This window comes from Rhodococcus sp. CX, assembly GCF_015865005.1.
Taxonomy (GTDB): Bacteria; Actinomycetota; Actinomycetes; order Mycobacteriales; family Mycobacteriaceae; genus Rhodococcus.
The window spans coordinates 13,517-32,914 of sequence record NZ_JADZGH010000007.1 but is presented as its reverse complement, the minus strand read 5'-3'; the positions used below and the strand labels follow the sequence as shown (position 1 = coordinate 32,914).

15 protein-coding genes are annotated in these 19,398 nt (G+C 67.2%); 7 read left to right on the top strand and 8 right to left on the bottom strand.

Annotated features, from left to right (window positions below; genetic code table 11):
- The coding region (locus I0Q12_RS31590) for a LuxR C-terminal-related transcriptional regulator (protein ID WP_231609743.1) at positions 1-2,012 on the top strand (2,012 nt) is incomplete at its 5' end.
- Between the two features lie 696 nt (positions 2,013-2,708).
- Here I0Q12_RS31590 and I0Q12_RS00290 read toward each other — a convergent pair.
- The 6 genes from I0Q12_RS00290 to I0Q12_RS00265 form a co-directional block, all read right to left on the bottom strand.
- Entirely contained in the window at positions 2,709-3,896 is a 1,188-nt protein-coding gene (locus I0Q12_RS00290) for an acetyl-CoA acetyltransferase (protein WP_197250049.1), read from the bottom strand.
- The gene (locus tag I0Q12_RS00285; protein ID WP_197250048.1) at positions 3,893-4,546 is read right to left on the bottom strand and encodes a CoA transferase subunit B; all 654 of its coding nucleotides are present in this window, start codon (positions 4,544-4,546) and stop codon (positions 3,893-3,895) included. The genes I0Q12_RS00290 and I0Q12_RS00285 overlap by 4 nt, the downstream gene beginning before the upstream one ends.
- Positions 4,547-4,579: 33 nt before the next feature.
- Positions 4,580-5,296 (bottom strand): CoA transferase subunit A, encoded by a 717-nt coding sequence (locus tag I0Q12_RS00280; RefSeq protein WP_197250047.1) that lies wholly within the window; start codon positions 5,294-5,296, stop codon positions 4,580-4,582.
- Between the two features lie 48 nt (positions 5,297-5,344).
- Positions 5,345-6,676, bottom strand: a complete 1,332-nt coding sequence (locus I0Q12_RS00275) for a winged helix-turn-helix domain-containing protein (protein ID WP_197250046.1) — start codon at positions 6,674-6,676, stop codon at positions 5,345-5,347.
- Between the two features lie 91 nt (positions 6,677-6,767).
- A complete protein-coding gene (locus I0Q12_RS00270; protein WP_197250045.1) occupies positions 6,768-8,189 on the bottom strand; it encodes an MFS transporter in 1,422 nt (473 codons plus the stop codon).
- A 16-nt stretch (positions 8,190-8,205) separates the two neighbouring features.
- Positions 8,206-9,975, bottom strand: coding sequence for an FAD-dependent monooxygenase (locus I0Q12_RS00265; protein ID WP_197250044.1), 1,770 nt, complete (start codon positions 9,973-9,975; stop codon positions 8,206-8,208).
- A gap of 404 nt (positions 9,976-10,379) precedes the next feature.
- Between I0Q12_RS00265 and I0Q12_RS00260 the strand changes: the two genes are divergently transcribed.
- From I0Q12_RS00260 to fahA, 3 genes are read left to right on the top strand one after another with little or no spacing between them, the layout of a single operon-like run.
- On the top strand, positions 10,380-11,579 hold the full coding sequence (locus I0Q12_RS00260) for a homogentisate 1,2-dioxygenase (protein ID WP_197250043.1): 1,200 nt from the start codon (positions 10,380-10,382) through the stop codon (positions 11,577-11,579).
- Complete coding sequence (locus tag I0Q12_RS00255) at positions 11,572-12,423, top strand: hypothetical protein (protein WP_197250042.1); 852 nt, start codon at positions 11,572-11,574, stop codon at positions 12,421-12,423. The genes I0Q12_RS00260 and I0Q12_RS00255 overlap by 8 nt, the downstream gene beginning before the upstream one ends.
- Positions 12,424-12,444: 21 nt before the next feature.
- Positions 12,445-13,671, top strand: a complete 1,227-nt coding sequence (fahA, locus tag I0Q12_RS00250) for a fumarylacetoacetase (protein WP_197250041.1) — start codon at positions 12,445-12,447, stop codon at positions 13,669-13,671.
- A 132-nt stretch (positions 13,672-13,803) separates the two neighbouring features.
- On the opposite strand, the gene I0Q12_RS34780 is transcribed toward fahA, so the two are convergent.
- Together I0Q12_RS34780 and I0Q12_RS00240 are read right to left on the bottom strand one after the other, a co-directional pair.
- On the bottom strand, positions 13,804-15,576 hold the full coding sequence (locus tag I0Q12_RS34780) for a GMC family oxidoreductase N-terminal domain-containing protein (protein ID WP_197250040.1): 1,773 nt from the start codon (positions 15,574-15,576) through the stop codon (positions 13,804-13,806).
- Position 15,577: 1 nt separating this feature from the next.
- Positions 15,578-16,258 carry a hypothetical protein gene (locus tag I0Q12_RS00240; RefSeq protein WP_248676248.1) on the bottom strand — a complete coding sequence of 227 codons (681 nt, stop codon included), beginning with the start codon at positions 16,256-16,258 and terminating at the stop codon, positions 15,578-15,580.
- Between the two features lie 353 nt (positions 16,259-16,611).
- Here I0Q12_RS00240 and I0Q12_RS00235 point away from each other — a divergent pair, with 353 nt between their 5' ends.
- Genes I0Q12_RS00235 through I0Q12_RS00225 form a run of 3 tightly spaced genes read left to right on the top strand, consistent with a single transcriptional unit; the run spans position 16,612 to position 19,389 of the window.
- The gene (locus I0Q12_RS00235; RefSeq protein ID WP_197250039.1) at positions 16,612-17,703 is read left to right on the top strand and encodes an ABC transporter substrate-binding protein; all 1,092 of its coding nucleotides are present in this window, start codon (positions 16,612-16,614) and stop codon (positions 17,701-17,703) included.
- Positions 17,700-18,524, top strand: coding sequence for an ABC transporter ATP-binding protein (locus tag I0Q12_RS00230; RefSeq protein ID WP_197250038.1), 825 nt, complete (start codon positions 17,700-17,702; stop codon positions 18,522-18,524). The genes I0Q12_RS00235 and I0Q12_RS00230 overlap by 4 nt, the downstream gene beginning before the upstream one ends.
- Positions 18,517-19,389 (top strand): ABC transporter permease, encoded by an 873-nt coding sequence (locus I0Q12_RS00225; protein WP_197250037.1) that lies wholly within the window; start codon positions 18,517-18,519, stop codon positions 19,387-19,389. The genes I0Q12_RS00230 and I0Q12_RS00225 overlap by 8 nt, the downstream gene beginning before the upstream one ends.
- Positions 19,390-19,398 lie beyond the last annotated feature (9 nt).

The window sequence follows — 19,398 nt, the reverse complement described above, 5'->3', positions numbered from 1 at the left end:
GGGAGGCGCTGCTCGAGTTCCTCGCCCCGCAAGAGATGCTGCTGGTTCTCGACAACTGCGAGCACATGATCGACGCGGCCGCCGCACTCGCCGACCGGCTTCTGCGGGGGTGTCCGCGAGTGCGGATTCTGGCCACCAGCCGCGAACCGTTGGGCCTCGGCGGAGAGGCCGTGCTGCGAGTTCCGCCGCTGGGCGTTCCGGATCCACAGCGGCCGTACTCGTTGCGGGCGCTGTCTCGCTACGACGCGGTGAAATTGTTCGCCGACCGCGCCGCGGCCGCCGTGCCAGGATTTGCGCTGACCGAGGAGAATGCGGCGGCGGTGGCGGGGATCTGTCATCGGCTCGACGGGTTGCCGCTGCCGATCGAGCTGGCCGCGGCCCGGTTGCGGGCGCTGTCGCCCGAGCAGATCCTCGAACGGTTGACCGACCGTTACGCCTTGCTGACCCGCGGCACTCGGGGTGCGCCGACGCGGCAGCAGACCCTGCGGTGGTGCATCGACTGGAGCTTCGAATTGTGCACCGCCACCGAACAACTCGTGTGGGGACGGGTGGCGGTGTTCGCGGGCAGCTTCGATCTCGACGCGGCCGAGCACGTGTGCGGCGAGGGCCTGGCCGCGGGCGAGTTGCTCGATACGCTGACCTCCCTGGTGGACAAGTCGATCCTGATCCGGGAGGAGGCCGGGTCGGTGGTGCGGTTCCGGATGCTCGAGACGCTGCGCGACTACGGTGTCGAGAAACTCGAGCAGTCCGGCGAGGAGCTCGCGTTGCGCCGCCTCCATCGGGACTGGTACGAGGCGTTGGCAATCGCCGCGCGGGCCGAGTGGGTCAGCGAGCGTCAGCTCGACTGGATCGCCCGCCTCAGGCGGGAACTACCGAACCTGCGCGAGGCCCTCGAATTCAGCCTCGAGGACGATCCCGCCGCCGGGCTGCGCATCGCCGGCGAGCTCTACCTCTTCTGGGCCTCCCAAGGCTTCTACAACGAGGGGCGACGCTGGTACGAACGGCTGCTCGCCCGCCAGAGCGGGCCGCCCACGGTCGAGTGGGTCGAAACGCTCTACCGTGCCACCGTGATGGCCAGTGTGCAGGGCGACCTGCAGGCGGCAGCCGGGTTCCTGGAGACAGGGCGCAGGCTGATCGCGCAGACCGACGATCCCCTGATGCGCGCTCTGGTCGATGCCGCCGACGGTTCGCTGGCGCTCCACAGCGGCGACCTCCCGCACGCCATTTCTCACCTCGAGGCCGCCCTCGCTCATTTCCGTGGACGTGGGGAACCCACCCGCGAGATCGGCATGCTGTATTCGCTGGGGTTGGCCCTCGGGCTGTCCGACCGGATACCGGAGGCCGTCGAATGTCACGAACGTGTGCTGGCAATGACCGAAGGACACGGCGGCAAGATGTATCGTTCACTTTCGCTGTGGGCCTTGGCCGTTGACGTGTGGCGACGGGAAGAACCGGATCGTGCGGTGCGGCTCCTGGAGGAATCGTTGAACCTGGCCCGGCAAGTGCGGTACCCGCGCGTGGTCACGTCGTGCCTCGAGGCTCTGGCCTGGATCACCAGCGACCTGGGCGACCTGAAGCGGGCAGCGGTCCTGATGGGGGCGGCGGAAGGAATGGCACGGTCGATCGGTAGTGCTGCGGTGATACATTCCAATCTGCTTGCCTACCATCGGGAATCCGAACGGAAGGCCCGACAGCACCTCGGTAGGGAAGCATTCGCCGCGGCATTCGGCCGAGGTGAACAACTCGGCTTCGACGCGGCCATTGCCTACGCCCTCCACGAGCAGCCGCCGGCCACCTCCACGCGCGACACCGACACGTCGGTGCGACTGACCAAGCGGGAACGTCAGGTCGCCGACCTCATCGGCGAGGGCCTGACGAACCAGGCCATCGCCCGTCGCCTGGTGATCTCACCGCGCACGGCACAAGGGCATGTGGAGCACATCCTGGCCAAACTCGGCTTCACCTCCCGGGCGCAGGTCGCGGCCTGGGTTGCGGAGCAGACGCACGACTAGGTCCCGGCGTCGATCCTCGCCATGCGCTGAGGAGCTCGTCGCGGAGAGCGGACTTGGTGGCGCGCAGTCGTACGGAGTCGGTCGGTCTCGTCATCATCGCGGCTTGCAGCAGATGCAGGAACCTGGTCCGTCCCACGCCGAAGGTGATGAACAGTTCCTCCGGGCCGGCCCCGCCGAAGGGCGCCCATTCGACGGCGAAGGCGACCAGCTTCCGGTCCCCGGGATCCAGTGACTGCACGCCGGCGAGGAAGTCGCAGGTCATGAGGGAACGCCGGACCCAGTCGACGTCGTGCGAGGGTGCCGCCGCATTCGGCTGGACGTGGTACCTCCGGGCGCCGCGGTCCGCGATGCGGGTGGGGGAGTGGGAGCGGCGACGTCGCAGGGGTATCGGTGCAGCATGTTCGCTCACCGCAGCGGGTGACAGCGGGGCCGGTGTTTCGGGCATGTGTGCCTCCCGGTGGAAGGAGCGTTTCGGTCCTTCGAGGATCGTGTGCGCGCAGGATTCCGGGAACGGCCGACCGGCGGGGTGGGGTACCTGTTTTCGCTCCGTATTCCGGGCACCGAGTGTGCACGTCTTGTCGAAAAATGCCGGAAATATCGACAACAAGTGCACGCTCGGCGGGCCGATCCGGCGCCGGCAGAAACACTTCGGTCCGGATCCGTAATCGGGATCCGGACCGAAGCACCCGTACGGGATCAGACGGCTTCGAGCACGCTGACGTAGTTCGCCACCGCGAGGCCACCCATGTTGTGGACGACACCTCGACGGGCGCGACCGAGCTGCATGTCCCCGGCGGTGCCGCTGAGCTGCATCGCGGCGATGACGTGCTGGGACACCCCCGTCGCGCCCACCGGATGCCCCTTGGACTTCAGCCCGCCGGACAGGTTCACCGGCAGGGCACCGCCGGGCAGGACGGTGCCGTGGTCGAGCACCTGCCGGCCCTTCCCGCGCTCGGCCAGCCCCATCACCTCGTAGAGGACGAGTTCGGCGATGGTGAAGCAGTCGTGCACCTCGGCGAAGTCCAGATCCGCAACGGTGGTGCCGGCCATGGCCATGGCGCGCTGCCAGGCTGTGACACTGCCCGCGAACTCGATCGGATCCCGCTTGGCGGCGGGCAGGAAATCGTTGGCCTGCCCGAACCCGGCGATCCGCACCGGCGCCTGCGCCGCCCCGGAGACCGGTTCCGTGGTCAGCACCAGGGCTGCGGCGCCGTCGGAGACCGGGGAGCAGTCGGTGCGGCGCAGCTGCCCGGCGACGATCGGGTTGCGCTCGGAGACCGTGGCACAGAAGTCGAAGCCGAGATCCTTGCGCAGCTGCGCGTACGGATTGGCGACCCCGTTGCGGTGATTCTTCGCGGCGATGTGGGCGAGGGGGTCGGCGACCGGCCCGTACCGATCGGCATAGGCATCGGCGACTCGGGCGAACAGCCCCGCGAAGCCCGTCGTCGACTCCTTGCCGGCGGACTCGTAGTCGGCGCCGAGCAGCGCGGCTCCGACCACGTCGGGACCGGCGTGGGTCATCTTTTCGGCACCGATCACCAGCACGGTGCGGGCGGTGCCGGCCAGCAGGGCCCGGATACCCTGCTGAACCGCGGCGCTGCCCGAGCCGCAGGCGTTCTCGACGCGGGTGGCGGGCACCCCGGCGAGGTCGTCGGAGAGCTGCAGGGCCAGCGACGAAGCGAAGCCGAGCGGGTGCATTCCGGAGTTGAACTGGCCGAAGTAGATCTCGTCGACCTGACCGGGTTCGATGCCGGCGGTGTCGAGTGCGTCGCGGGCGACGGACACCACAAGCGATTCGAGGGTCTGGTCGGGGAGTTTGCCGAACGGGGAATGACCCCATCCGGTGGCCAGGACGTCGGTGCCGAAGCGGTCGCGCAGGCTCATGCCACCAGCTCCTCGTCCAGGGCGACCGTGAACGGAGCGCCGGTGATCGCGCGCAGTTCGTCGACGTCGACGCCGGGGGCGAGGCGGCGCAGCACGAGCGCGCCGTCGACGACGTCGAAGACGGCGCGGTCGCTGACGATGCAGTCGACGACACCTACCCCGGTCAGCGGAAGAGTGCACGTCTCGACGATCTTCGGGGAGCCGTCCTTCGCAACGTGCTCGGTCAGCACGATCACCCGAGGCGTGCCGACCACCAGGTCCATCGCGCCACCCATGCCCTTGACGAGTTTGCCCGGAATGCTCCAGTTCGCGAGATCTCCGGATGCGGAGACCTGCATCGCGCCGAGGATGGCGACCTGGACGTGGCCGCCGCGGATCATCCCGAACGACTCGGACGAGTCGAAGATGCTGCCACCGGGCACGATCGTCACGGTCTGCTTGCCGGCATTGATCAGATCGGCGTCCTCGTCCCCCTCGTAGGGGAACGGTCCCATCCCGAGCAGGCCGTTCTCGCTCTGCAGGATCACCCGGCGGCCTTCGGGCAGGTTGTTGGCCACGAGTGTGGGGATCCCGATGCCCAGATTGACGTAGGCACCCTCGTTCAGTTCGGACGCCGCCAGGGCGGCCATCTCGTCACGAGTCCACGGCATGGTGAAGCTCCTTTCGAAAGTAGGTCGAGGGGTTCAGACGGAGGCGCTCACCGGTCGGGGACGGACCGTGCGCTGTTCGATGTCCTTGGTCCGGGCGCAGGCCTTGACGACGCGTTGGACGTAGACGCCCGGGGTGGTCACGGCATCGGGTGCGACAGCACCGATCTCGACGATTTCCTCGGCCTCGGCGATCGTCACCTTGCCAGCAGCCGCGACGACGGGGTTGAAGTTCCGGGCGGTGTACCGGTAAGTGAGATTTCCGTCCGTGTCGGCCCGATGAGCACGGACCAGGGAGACGTCGGCGACGATGCCCCGCTCGAGAATATAGTTGCGGCCGTCGAATTCGGCATGCGGCTTACCCTCGGCAACCTCGGTGCCGACACCTGTGGCCGTGTAGAAGGCCGGGATCCCCGCTCCGCCGGCCCGCAGGCGTTCAGCGAGTGTTCCCTGAGGATTGAATTCGATGTCGAGGGCGCCGGAAAGATACTGCTGCGCGAACAGAGCGTTCTCGCCGACATAGGAGGCGATGACCTTGCGGACCTGTCCGTCTTCGAGCAGGATGCCCAGACCCTTGCCGTCGATACCCATGTTGTTGGACACCACGGTCAGATCCTTCACGCCCGAATCGCGTACGGCTTCGATGAGGTCGACAGGGACGCCACTGAGCCCGAAACCTCCGACGGCGAGGGTCATCCCGTCGAACAGGACACCGTCGAGGGCGGTTGCGGCGTCGGTGTACACGATGGACATGGTGGTTCCTCCTTCACGGCGCGACGGTACGGCCGTGGTTGTGATCGGTCAGGGGCGCCCGGCGCGGGATGAGCGACCCGAATCCCATTGCGGGCCTAGGCATGCTCCGCACAGGGCGGCGACGGCTTGGAGATACGAGATGGTCAACGGTCCGAACGGCTCGTCGGATCTGCGGACGACACCCATGGTGCCGATCGTCTCTCCGGCATGGCTGATCGGAACGAACAGATACGTTCCGGGAGCATCCGACGAGACGGCGGCGTTGGTGCCGGGGAAGGTGTGGGAACGCCGCCGAAGCAACTGCACCGGCTGCGCACGACGAACCGACTGAATGGAAGCATAGCGATCGTCGGCGAGCGCGAGTTCACGGGCCACCTGTTCCCATTCGGTTGTGAATCCGAAATGACCTACCAGTCGGAGTATTTCACCATCGGTCAGGTGCAGTCCGACCGCGTCGACGGTGCCTTCGGTGACAAGACTTTCCGCGATACGAGAAGCTGCTCCCGTAATATCCGTGGCGGTCGCCAGTTCGGTGCACTTCGCGGCGAGGCGCTGCATCATAGGTAATTCACCGTCGACCGTGTCGGATTCACGATCGGCAGCTTCGATCACGGGCTGAGCGAACATGTATCCGTGCCCGCGAACGGATTTGATGAACTTCGAGGACGCCGCTGTCTCGCCCAGCGCCTTGCGCAGTCGGGTGATGTAGATACGCAGCATATTGACGTCGGCGTCGGCCCATCCCCACACACGATGCAGGATCCGATTCCAGGGAACCGTTTGCCCCGCGCTTTCCATCAAGCACACCAGCAATCGGTACTCGGTCGAGGAAAGGTGGAGCGGTGTACGGTCGAGAGTGACTTCCTTCCGCCACAGGTCGACACGCAAGCCTTCCGCGGTCAGGTATCGCGCTCCCGATTCGGAGCCTTCGGCAGTGCGCCGCACCAAAGCGAGCAATCGCGCGCCGAGTTCGTCGTCGCGCAGGTCCGACCGCAGGACGCTGTCGGCACCGTTGACGAGCGCCGACACCGTCAGTTGTGGTGACAGTGCGCCGAGCACGGCGATCGGTCCCTTGTAGGAGTTCCGTAGTGCTCCGATGTCGTCGAGATGGGCAGTGTTGTCCGCGTCTCCGACGACAGCGACGAGTGCGGGCTTGTTGACAGTGATTGCCCACACGAGCTTGCTGCGGTCCGTTACGACGAGATGGGGCCATCCGAGTTTGTCGGCGAGTCGTTTCGTGGTGAGGACCGCCGGATGGTCGACATCCGGCCCGACGATCGCCAACCGCTGACGGGGGACCGGGAATACGGCCGGAGCCCCGGCTCGAGGCCGACGGGAAGTGGTCATGCCGTTTGCGCGGTTGCCGGAATACACGGACATGATCCTCCTCGATGGTGTGCTCTGCCTCGTGGGCCCTCGGAACAGGGGTTCGGGGTTCCGCTGGGTCGATGCGGAACCCCGAACCGGTGCCTCAACGCTCGGTGGGTACGGCTTCCGAGATGTCTTCGAGGGATCGGCCGGTGGTCTTGGGTCCGAAGATCCAGACGAGGACCGCCGTGATGGCGAACAGGACAGCTGAAAGCAACAGTACGGTCGAGCCGCCGAAGGTGTCGAGGATCGTCAATCCGAGGAAGGGCATGAGGAAGGCGAACAACCGGCCCGATCCGTAACACAGTCCGATGGCGGTCGAGCGCAGACGCGTCGGAAACACTTCGGAGGCATACATGTTCACGCCGCTCGAATGGACGTTGGAGGCGAAGCCCATGGCGAATCCTGCGGCCATGATGACGGCGTCACCGGATCCATACCCGAAGACCAGACCGGCGACGGCGGTGGCCAGTGCGGTGACCACCGTCAGCGTGCGGCGTTCGAGCTTTTCTGCCACGAGCGCCGCGGTCAGAGCGCCGAAGGGGTAACCGGCTGCAATCACGGCCGTGTACAACAGGGACTTGGTGATGTCGTATCCCTTGTCCACCAGCAGCACCGGCGCCAGGGAGCTGAAGCCGTAGTAGGCGAGCACGCCGATGGTCCACAGGGATCCGACGGCGATCATGGAGTTCCGGGTGTTGCCGCGGAACAGGTCCGAGATCTTGGCCTTGTGGTGTTCGTCGACCTCCGGGGGCAGGGCGGTGTAGTCGGGGGCGGGCAGGTCGGACCCGGTGCGGCGGCGCACGTCGTCTTCGATTTTGCGCAGTTCGGCGTCGGCGTCGGCGGTGCGGCCCACCGAGACCAGCCAGCGGGGGGATTCGGGCATGTTCCGCCGCATCCACAGCAGCACGATGATGCCGCTGGCACCGAGTACGAGCAGCCAGCGCCAGCCGTCCATGAGGAAGTGGGTCTTCGCCAGCGGGGCGCCGGCGAGGGCGACGAGCGGGTAGGCGACGAACGCGAGGGTGAACGCGTAGCCGATGTACCGGCCGCGGCGGTGGCGCGGGATGAACTCGCCGAGATAGGTGGGGATCAGAGCGGCTTCGGCGCCGGCACCGATACCGGCGATGAACCGGCAGGCGATGAGGAACCACACGTTGGGGGAGAACGCGGCGAGTAGCGAGAACGCCAGATAGATGCTGAGGTTGATCAGGAACATCTTCTTGCGACCGACGCGGTCGGCGACGCGGCCGAGGGTGATGGCGCCGACGAACATACCGAGGAAGACCGAGGCGATCAGGCCGGCCTTCTCGTAGGTGCTCAGTTCCCAGAGAGGCCCGAGGACCGCGGCGAGTACGCCGCCGAGGAATACCTCGAAGTATTCATAGAACGCGCCGATGCCGACCAGTGCGGTCAGTTTCCAGTGCCAGGAGCCGACGGGCAGTCGCTCCAGGCGCGCGGCGGTGGTGAGAGCGTCGATCCGACGGGGATCGGTGGCGGCCTGACCGCTCGAAGTGAAGGACATGGGAGGGGCCTTTCGATCAGGACGTTGCCGTCGACGCGGCGAACGCCGCCTCGAGCGCATGGGTGGGGTGATCGAGCATGGACTGCGCGCGGAAGGCGATGTGGCCGTCGGGCCGCACGAGAATCGCACCGTCGTCACGGATGCCGCGGATGTCGTGCCAGTGGTCGCCGACCGGGCGCACGGATGCACGTCGACCGACCGTGACGACATCGAGGGGAATGCCGCGCTGTTCGGCGAGCTTTTCGGCGGTCTCGACCCAGGTCTGCCCGTCGGTGTCGACGATGAGCACCAGTCGGCCGGGCTGGATCAGGTCGTGCGTGGAGATCTTGTTGTCGCCGTCGAGCAACCAGGCGTGCGGTAGGCGGTGACCGGGGCGGGTGGTGGGGACGTATTCGAGGCCGGCCGGGTCGCGTCCCGGGGCGTCGGTTCCGTCGGCGAGGACCGCGCCGTCTTCGTAGACAACTCCGAGATCCAGGTCGTGAGCCTGGAATTCGCGGCGCAGCGACGTGGTGGCCTCGGCGACGAGGCTACGGCGGATCTCACCGCGGCGGCCGTCGACGAACAGGTTCGTGAGCGCCTGGCGGTTCTTCTCCTGGTCGCCGGCGACGAGGCCGACGGCGGCGGGCAGGATGGCGTGGGCGCGGAAGGTCATCATCGCCCAGTCGATGTTCTGCTGCGCGACCGGCAGGCGCTCGGCCTCGTAGCTGTCGAGCAGGTCGATGCCGGCCCAGCCCCGCAGGATCGCGGCGAGCTTCCAGCACAGGTTGTGGGCGTCGCCGATGCCGGAGTTCAGACCGAGTCCAGAAGTCGGGGGATGCTTGTGGGCGGCGTCGCCGGCCAGGAGGATGCGTCCCTCGCGGTAGCGCTCGGCGTGCACGCCTTCGATGATCCAGTGATTGACGCTGAGCACGTTCAGGTCCAGTTCGGGGATGCCGAGCAGTTCCCGGATACGCGGGACAACCGTCGTGTTGTCGAACTTCTTGCCTTCCTCGACGGGCATCGAGAAGTGCACGGCCCATTCCTTCGAACGGGCACCCCAGGGGTGCGGGCCGCGAGGACCGAGGTTGCCGTTGGACCACAGTCCCTTGGCGTTGACGTTGGCGAACCAGGTCTGGAAGGTGCCGTCGTCGGGGACCCAGGGAGACAGGTCTGCTTCGAAGTAGACGGTCACCATATCGAGGACGTTCTTCTCGCCGATGGTCTGGATGCCGAGGGCCGGGCCCACGGTCTTGCCGCCGTCGGCTGCGATCATGAAGCGAGCGCGGACCTCGGTCTGCTCACCGGTGTCGCGGTCCGAGATCACCGCGGTCACACCGTCGTCGTCGGCGGCGAAGGATTCGAGCTGGGTGTGGAACAGCACGCGCCCGGGATTGCGCTGCTCGGCGTGGTCGCGCAGGACCGGTTCGAGTCGGATCTGGGGAAGATCGGTGCACACGACGGGGCTGTCCATCTCGTACCGATGGCGCAGCGATCCGCCGCCGAAGGCGTCGATCGAGAAGATCGTGCGACGGTCGAGGTGGCCGTCGCCGCCCAGGGAGGTCGCGAAACGCACCTTCGACATCTTGTCCACAGGGGAGCCCTCTGCGAACAGGCTGTCGGCGACGCCGTGGTGGCGGAAGATCTCCATCGTGCGCTGGCTGAGGAGATGTGCCTTGGGCAGGTGAGAGGTGGAGGGGTGCCGTTCGACGAGCAGGGAGTCCACTCCGAGGTCGGCCAGGATGATCGAAGCGGTCAGGCCGCATCCGCCTCCGCCGACGATGAGAACTTCGGTGTCGATGGTCTTCACAGAGAAACCTCTTTTCTGGGGCGTCTTGTATGGGGGCGGCGCTACGGCCGGAAGATCGGGTTGTGCTCCAAGTCACGGAGCAGGCAGGACCAAAGTCTGACACGAAAAACATTTCAAAAACATTTCAGTTTGAGGCCTGCGTTTGCGTGCACGACACCGCTCCTCATCGTCGGCTTGCCAGCCAAGTCACCGGCATATCCCCAGCTAGACGGCGAGTAGGCCTCGACCTGTGCCGCGCGAGCGCGGACGGAGAGCGGGTGCGCTGCATCCTTTCCAGGGCACATCGGCGTTTGAGAACCGTCCTCGTCCTCATCACTGTGGTCACCGTTACGGGGATTCCGCCGAGTCTTTCGTCCCTGCACGACGCAGGGGGGCTCGTCACGTCATCGCCAGAGGGAGCCAACGTGGTCCACTACCGCAGTGTCGGAACCATCTCGCGCCATCGCCATACCGTCCTGCGGGACGGCAGCGGCGCACTGTACTACGAGGAACTCATGGGAGAAGAAGGGTTCTCCTCCGATTCTTCGTTGCTCTATCACCGCTACATCCCCTCGGCGATCGTCGGCGCTCGCCGCTGGGAGTTGCCGGATCACGATTTGGTCCCCAACGAACCGCTGCTGCCCCGTCACCTGCGACTGCACGATCTTGTCGACGGTGATCCGGGTTCCACCGACGCGGTGCGCGGCCGTCGCCTGTTGCTCGGCAACGATGACGTGCGCCTGTACTACGTTGTCGCCGGATCGGATTCGCCGCTCTACCGCAATGCGATCGGCGACGAATGCGTCTACGTCGAGTCCGGCGAAGCGATCGTCGAAACCGTCTTCGGCGCCCTGGAAGTGCGCGCCGAGCAGTACATCGTCATCCCCCGGGCCACTACCCACCGGTGGCGGGTGGTGGGCTCGGAACCACTGCGTCTGTTCGCGGTCGAGTCCAACAGCCACGTCGGACCGCCCAAGCGGTACCTCTCGTCCACCGGCCAACTGCTCGAACACGCGCCCTACTGCGAGCGCGACCTGCAGGGCCCCAGCGAGCCGCTGCTCGTCGACGAGACAGACGTCGAGGTCTACATCAAGCACCGGGGAGCGTCGGGCATCACCGGCACGGTGCACGTCGTGCCGCACCACCCCTTCGACGTGGTGGGCTGGGACGGCTGCCTGTACCCGTTCGTCTTCGCGCTCGAGGACTTCATGCCGATCACCGGCAAGCTCCACCAGCCGCCGCCGGTGCACCAGGTCTTCGAAGGCCACAACTTCGTGATCTGCAACTTCCTGCCGCGCAAGGTCGACTACCACCCCCAGTCGGTCCCGGTGCCGTACTACCACTCGAACGTCGACTCCGACGAGGTCATGTTTTACGTGGGTGGCAACTACGAAGCGCGCAAGGGTTCCGGCATCGGCATCGGGTCGATCTCCCTGCACCCCGGTGGCCACGCCCACGGACCGCAGCCGGGCGCAATCGAGGCCAGCCTCGGGAAGGACTTCTTCGACGAGACCGGCATCATGGTCGACACCTTCCGGCCGTTGCTGCTCGGCGAGGCCGCACTCGCCTCCGACGACGCCCGCTACGCCTCGTCCTGGTCGGGAGGGCGGTGGATCGATGCCTGAATCAGTCTGCAGCCCTGAGGTTTTCGATGCTTTCTTCGACGACGCGGCCGTCTTCCCGCCCGGACGCGCCCCCCTGGGCCAGGCGGTGCCCGACCACATCGCCCGACGCGGCACCCCGCTCGGCCGTCTGGTCGGGCCGCTGCTGCTGCCGGTCGACGCACTCGACGCCGCAGCGAGCCTGGTCGACGCAACCGGCGAAGGCCCGCTCCGCGTCGGAGTGGTGGTGCCCGCCGGTGGCCTCGATGTGGCATTGGCCGCGGTCGAGAGAGTCGCGCCCGCGATCCGGGTCGGCGGCCTCGAACTGAAGACCGACGACCTCGATCCCCGACAGGTCGTCGCCGACGCCGCCGCTCTGACCGAGCGGTACAGCGTCCACGTCGAACTGGCCGTACCGCACATTCGCGCAGGCCTTCTCGACAGCTTCACCGGAACCGATGTGCGGCTGAAGGCGCGCACCGGCGGACTGGTGGCCGAAGCGTTCCCCTCCGTCGAGGACCTCGCGGAGGTGATCACGACTGCCGTCGCCGCGAAGCGATCCTTCAAACTGACCGCAGGCCTGCACCGCGCCGTGCGCTACCGGGACGACTCGACCGGCTTCGTGCACCACGGCTTCCTGAACATCGCCGTCGCCACCGGAGAAGCATTGGACGGAGCCGACACCGCAGCGGTCGCCACGACACTCGCCGAAACCGACGGAAGCGTTCTCGCGGAGCGCTTGCGGGCGATCGCCGCCCAGTGGAGGACGATGTTCGAATCGTTCGGCACCTGCAGCATCGCCGAACCGCTCGACACCCTCGACGAACTCGACCTGATCCCGAACATCGCTTCCGACCACGGAAACTGAGCCGATCCACCAGGAGAACCCATGACCACCCCCTCGCCCGACAGCTTCGTGGCGCGTTACGCCACCGAAGGTTTCGGCATCGCCCACCTGCCCTACGGGTCCTTCTCCACGCCCGGCACCGCCGCGCGCTTCGGCGTGCGCGTCGGCGATCACGTGGTCGCCCTCTCGGATCTCGTCGCGCAGGACTCCGACCTGTACCCGCTGGTCGACCAGTCGAACCTCGACGTCCTCCTGACGGCCGACCGTGCCACCTGGGATCGGTTGCGCGCGGACCTGCAGAGCGTGCTGTCCGCAGCCGCGGACGCCGACCGGATCGCTGCGGTTGCCCGCCCGCTTGCCGGGGTCGACCTGCACATGCCGTTCACCGTGGCCGATTACGTCGACTTCTACGGCAACGAGTTCCATGCGGCGAACGTCGGCCGTATCTTCCGTCCCGAACATCCCCCGCTGCTGCCGAACTGGAAGCATCTTCCGGTCGGCTACCACGGCCGCGCTGGAACCATCGTGGCCAGCGGCACCGACATCCGTCGCCCGCACGGACTGCGCCCCGAGACAGACGGGGTGCCCTCCTACGGCCCGTCCCGCCGGCTCGACATCGAGGCCGAGATGGGCTTCGTACTCGGATCTCCCGTGCCCGGTGGACGAGTTCCCCTGTCCGAGGCCGACAACCACGTCTTCGGTCTCACCCTGACCAACGACTGGTCGGCCCGCGACATCCAGAACTACGAGTACGTCCCGCTCGGCCCGAACCTCGGCAAGTCCTTCGCCACGACGATCTCTCCGTGGATCACACCGCTGGCGGCACTCGACGCGGTGCGGGTCGCCCCGCCGACCCGCGACACCCCGCTGGCCGAGTACCTCGACGACGCCGACGAGCGACCCTGGTCGTTCGACGTCACCTTCGAGGTTGTCCTCAACGGAGACGTCGTTGCCAAGCCTCCGTTCGCGTCGACCTACTGGACCGCGGCACAGATGCTCGCCCATATGACCGTCAACGGGGCAGGGCTGCGTGCCGGTGACTTCTTCGCCGGTGGCACCATCTCCGGTCCGGAGAAAGACCAGCGCGGCTCCTTCCTCGAACTGGTTTGGGGCGGTGCGGAACCGGTCACCCTGAGCGACGGATCCTCGTTCACCTTCCTGCGCGACGGGGACGAGGTCACCCTCCGGGCGAAAGCTACAGCTGCAGATGGATCGGCAATCCTGTTCGGCGAGTGCACGGGCCGTATCGTCGAGTTCCCGACCGACTGACTCGGTTCTCGTCCGGACCCGGCCGGTGCGGTACCGCACCGGCCGGAGAGCCGATCGTCGACGAACGCGTCCGAGGGCCTGAACCGGATACCGTCGCGGGGTATCGTCGCGAACATCGAGACCGATCCGGTGTCACAACCCCTGCGCGATCACCGCCGCGGTGACCCGGTCGTCGACGGAGGACACCGGGTCCTCACGCCCGACCCACGCGTCGCCGCCGAAGTAGGTGCGGAAGATTGCCTCGGACGTGCGGGTCGCGAGTGCCTGCGTCGTCAACGTCGGATTGGGCCCGCCCAGCGAATTCGCGAGCGCCGAATTGTCCGCGACGAAAAGTCTTTTCACCCAACGAGCTTCGCCGGTGGCGTCGAGCACCGAGTCGTTCCCGCTCGTCCCCATCCGCATGCTCGACTGGGCGTGCAGGATCAGCGGTGGCCAGTCGCAGCGGTGCACGGAGCGCGCGCCCGCGGCCCGCATCAGCTCGACGGCCTTGCGGGTGCAGTACTCCCGGTTCCGTCGCGTGCGTTCGGACCGCCGCCGGTGCCGCATCGTCACCTTCGGTGCGAGCCCGCCCTCGTCCGGAAGCAGCATCGTCGAGCGGGTGACCCGATTGCCGGGTTCGACGTCGTCGTCGGTGATCACCAGTGCCGCCAGGGTCCGGTTTGCGTCGTCGAGGGTGGCGAGCAGATCCCGGCCCACCAACCGGCCGAGAGTGTCGGCCCCGGCGTCGTCGACGACGCCGCCCGCCCGGCCGTAGCCGTGGATGCCGGAGTCGCTGAACGCCAGCGAATACGCCTGCAGCGCCGGCGGCATCCCGACCTGTTCGATACCGCCGTATCCGGGCAGGTCGACGCGCGCATTCGAGCCGGCGCCCCGGGTCTGGCCGGTGTCCTCGTCGAACACCCCGAACACCGCATCCATGTGATGGTCCGTCAGGCCGCGGCCCACCCAGTCGTTCGGGTTCGGCAGGTCCGACGCCAGCCACAAGCGCGGTGATTCGATCGCGCCCGCGGCGAGCACCACGACCTGTGCATGCTCCTCGTATTCCTCGCCATCGAGGGTGCGGAACCGCACCCCGCGCGCGGTCGTCTCTCCGTGTACGTCCTCGGTCAGTACCTGCGTGACCGTCGCGTCGGTCACCAGCGTCGCGGCCCGTCCGTGCGGCGCCCACGCCTCGGCGGTGAGCATCATCGGCACGTACGAGTTGTCCGTCGACCGTTTCGCCTTCAGGTTGCGGGGCGCACCCGCCGGCAGGTAGCAGCCCTGGTAGCAGTGGCCGCACATCGTGCAGCCCCGCGCCTCGGGGTGGCGCAACCGCTGCGGGTCGCGGGTGCGCCCGGCGGTCCCGCCCGGCTGCAGGATCGCGTTCTGCTGCGCGCGGTGCGAGGCCACGCTCGTGTCGTGCGTTGTCTGGTGCGGCAGGCCGAGCGCGGCCGCACCGCGCAGGAAGATCCGTTCCTTCGTGCCCATGGGGGCGGTCTGCACCGGCAGGGTTGCCTCGACCCATTCGTAGTAACGGCGCAATTCGTCGTATCCGAACGGGAACAGGTGGTCCGTGTCGTACATGTTCCGGTCCGCGCCGTCGTAGCCGACGAACACGCCCGGCACCGCGCGCGGCGAGTTGCCGAAGTAGTGCAGCGTGGTTCCGCCGACCCCCGCGACCTGCCACACGTACGAATTCTGCGGCAGGTCGCGCAGCCACGGGGTGCGCGACCGGTCGCCGGGACCCTGCCGGAAGAAGCCGGTGAGGGGATTGTTCGCGTCGTCCTCGAAATGCGTCCACTCGCTCTCGGGATCCGCGAAGCGCGGCCCGGCCTCGACGACGAGGACGTCCAGTCCGCGTGCCGCGAGTTCCTTCGCGACGACCGGCCCGCCACCGCCGGACCCGATCACGATCACGTCCCGCACGTCACTCCTCGATCCGGTCGACGCCGCGGTAGTAGCCCGCGAACTCGTCCCACCCGTCGGCGACACCGTCGTAGCGGGCCAGTTCCCAGCCGACGGGCCGGCCGGTGACGACCCGGCGGTCGGGGTCGAACGCGGAAACCTCCGAATACGCGGCGAACGCGGCGAGCGTGGGAATCGCGTTGACCACGTAGGTGAGCATCGTTCCGCCGAACTGCGGTTCGGTGTCGAGCAATTCGAAGACGCGGCCCTTCGCTGCGTGGTTCAGATTCGCGAACGGTGCCGCGAAGGGACCGACGAGCGACCCCGCGTCGACGGTGACCGCATACATGTTGACCAGCGCGGCGACGGCGGCCGCCCCGGGGAGGTTCCCGCCGGCCCGGCCCAGCAGCGGCACCGGCGACGCGTGGTCGAAGGTGTGCTCGAGCGAGGCCGCGGCGTCCTCGGTGGCGCCACCGACCCGATCGGTGGACACACCCTGGTGCCGCGAATAGGGGTCGTTGCCGGGGACGACGAACGCGAGGATGCCGCAGATCGTGTCGCGGACCGGCGGGGCAGCGGCGGCCGGGCGTGCGATCGCCTCGGCCGAGAACAGAGCGGTGATCCCCATCAGGGCCGCCGCGGTCCCGGCCATGCCGGCCAGGAACCGCCGCCGAGTCCACACCGGGTCGTCGTCTCCGCCCACCTGCGCTCCCGTCCTCGTCGATCGTCGATCGAGCTTAGGGGCTGGAGTCGCGAGTTCCGATCAGGCTGCGCAGAACCGTTGAGCGCGTCGCCCCCGGACGGCACTCTTGCTGAAGTCATATCGCCGCACAGGGGGATTGCCGTGTACGAGTGTTCGGAGTGTTGTCGCTGACCCAGCGACCGCCGACGTGCAGGTCCGACGACCGCGCGTTGCAGAGATCTTCCGGCTGTATCGCACCGCACTCGTTATCTGCGCTCCGTCGCATGCGTATCGACGATTGCTGCCCGCGGTAACGCCACCCGCCCGGCCCGAGTCCGTAGGGCCTTCTTTCAACGCAAGGAACAGCTTTCACGATGTCGCATTCCACGCTGCGCGCCCGACTCACCCGGTCGGTCGCCGTCGTCGCAGCACTGCTCACCGTCACGTCCGTCGCGGCCGCATGCTCGTCCGGTTCGGATGTCACCACCACCGAGGACGGCAAGACCGTGCTCCGGTACGAGGGGACGGCCGCACAGGTCACCTATCCCGAACTCGCCGAAGCGTTCGGGTTCTACGAGAAGGTGAAGCTCGACTGGATCGGGGACAACACCAGCGGTCCGCAGTCCATCCAGAACGCCGCGACCGGCCAGACCGATTTCGGTGGTGCGTTCAACGGCGCGGTCATCAAGCTCCAGGCCGCGAACTCACCGATCACGTCGGTGATCGGCTACTACGGTTCCGACAAGCAGTCGTTCAACGGCTACTACGTTCTCGAGGACAGCCCGATCCGCACTGCGCGGGACCTGATCGGCAAGAAGGTCGGGATGAACACCCTCGGTGCACATCACGAGTTCCTGGTGCGGGAATGGCTTGCGCAGCAAGGACTCACGCCGGACGAGATCAAGCAGGTCGAGCTGATCGTGGTGCCTCCGGTGAACACCGAGCAGGCACTGCGCGAAGGACAGATCGACGTCGGCACGCTCGGCAGCGTGTTCCGGGAGACCGCCGTCGAACGGGGCGGCATCCGGCCGCTGTTCACCGACGAATCGCTGTTCGGCGCCTTCACCTACGGAACGTACGTCTTCCGCGACGAGTTCATCGCCGAGAACCGTGATGCGGTAGCCGATTTCGTGCAGGGCACCGCGCGGGCGATCCGGTGGGCGCAGACCACCCCGCGCGACGAAGTGGTCGCCAAGTTCAAGGAGATCATCAACGCCCGCGGCCGCAACGAGAACACCGATCTCGTCGAGTACTGGAAGAGCCCCGGTGTCGCCGGCCCCGGCGGTGTCATCACCGATCAGGAGATCCAGACCTGGTTGGACTGGCTGACCCGCAACGGTGAGCTCGAGGACGGCAAGTTCACCACCTCGGACATCTACACCAACGAATTCAACCCCTACGCCAACGGCACCTACGACCCGAGCGCCGGGCCCAACGGTGAACCCGTCGAGGAGGCGGCGAAGTGAGCACCACCCCGAAGCTCCGCCTGGAGCATGTGACCAAGCAGTTCGCGGTGCGCGGCAGCAACGACACGTTCACCGCACTCGACGACGTCAGCATCGATCTCGCCGCCGGGGAATTCCTGGTCCTGGTCGGCCCCAGCGGTTGCGGCAAGTCCACCCTGCTCGATCTGCTCGGCGGTCTGAGCGAACCGACCTCGGGCCGGATCCTGCTGGACGGCCGCCCGATCTCCGGGCCCGGCCTGGACCGCGGCATCGTCTTCCAGCAGTACGCACTGCTCCCCTGGCGCACGGCACGGGCCAACATCGAGTTCGGCCTGGAAGCCAAGGGACTGCCGAAGAAGCAGCGCCGCGCACTCGCCGACGACTACCTCGACCTCGTCGGTCTGGCCGGCTTCGGCGACCGCTACCCGCACGAATTGTCCGGCGGCATGAAGCAGCGTGTCGCGATCGCCCGCAGCCTCGCGTTCGATCCCGAGGTTCTGCTCATGGACGAGCCGTTCGCCGCGCTCGACGCCCAGACCCGCGAATCCCTGCAGGACGAACTGCTGCGGATCTGGAAGGAAACCGGCAAGACCATCCTGTTCATCACCCACGGCATCGACGAGGCGATCTACCTGGGGCAGCGCGTCGCCGTGCTCACCTCCCGCCCCGGGCGGATCAAGACGATCGTCGACGTCGACATCGACCGGAACGTCGACGACGTGCGCTCCGGCGAGGCGTTCCGGCACTACCGGCACGAGATCTGGTCACTGCTGCACTCCGAGGTCGAGCGTGCCCGCGACCTCGAACTCGGCACCGCAACGGAAGAGGTGGAGCATGTCTAGTCCGACCGCAACCCTGACCCGGCCCGTCGACACCGAACCGGCCGTCGTCGAACAAACCGTCGTCGCAACGGATCCGACGAAATTACGACGCGCAGGCCGCCGGGCCGGTGCGCTGGCGTGGAAGGGGATCAAGCCGGCGGTCGCGATCGTCGTGTTCCTCGCGGTGTGGGAGACCGCGCCGCGGCTCGGTCTCGTCGACGAAGTGTTCCTGCCGCCGCTGTCGACCGTGCTCGGATCGCTGGCCGATCTGATCACGAGCGGACAGTTGGCAGACCATCTGGGCGCCAGCCTCTCCCGGGCTCTCATCGGGTTCTCGATCGCGTTGCTCGTCGCCGTTCCGCTCGGCGTCGCGATCGGCTGGTACCGGCCCGTCGCCGAGTTGCTCAATCCGATCCTCGAGCTGTTCCGCAACACCGCGGCTCTCGCGCTGCTGCCGGTGTTCGTGCTCGTCCTCGGTATCGGGGAGACCTCCAAGATCGCCCTGGTGATCTACGCGAGCACCTTCCCGATCCTGCTCAACACCATTTCCGGTGTGCGCACGGTGGATCCGCTGCTGGTCAAGTCCGCCCGGTCGCTGGGGCTGCCGTCCTACCGGCTGTTTCAGAAGGTGATCCTCCCGGCAGCGGTCCCCACGATCTTCACCGGTATCCGCATGGCCGCGGCGTCGTCGGTGCTCGTGCTCATCGCCGCCGAGATGGTCGGTGCGAAGGCAGGACTCGGCTATCTGATCACGGCCTCGCAGCTCAACTTCCAGATCCCCGCCATGTACGCCGGCATCATCGCGATCTCGCTCGTCGGGCTGACGTTCAACGGCATCCTCGTCACGATCGAACGTCGACTCTCCCGCTGGCGTCCCGAACACTGACCCACCCGA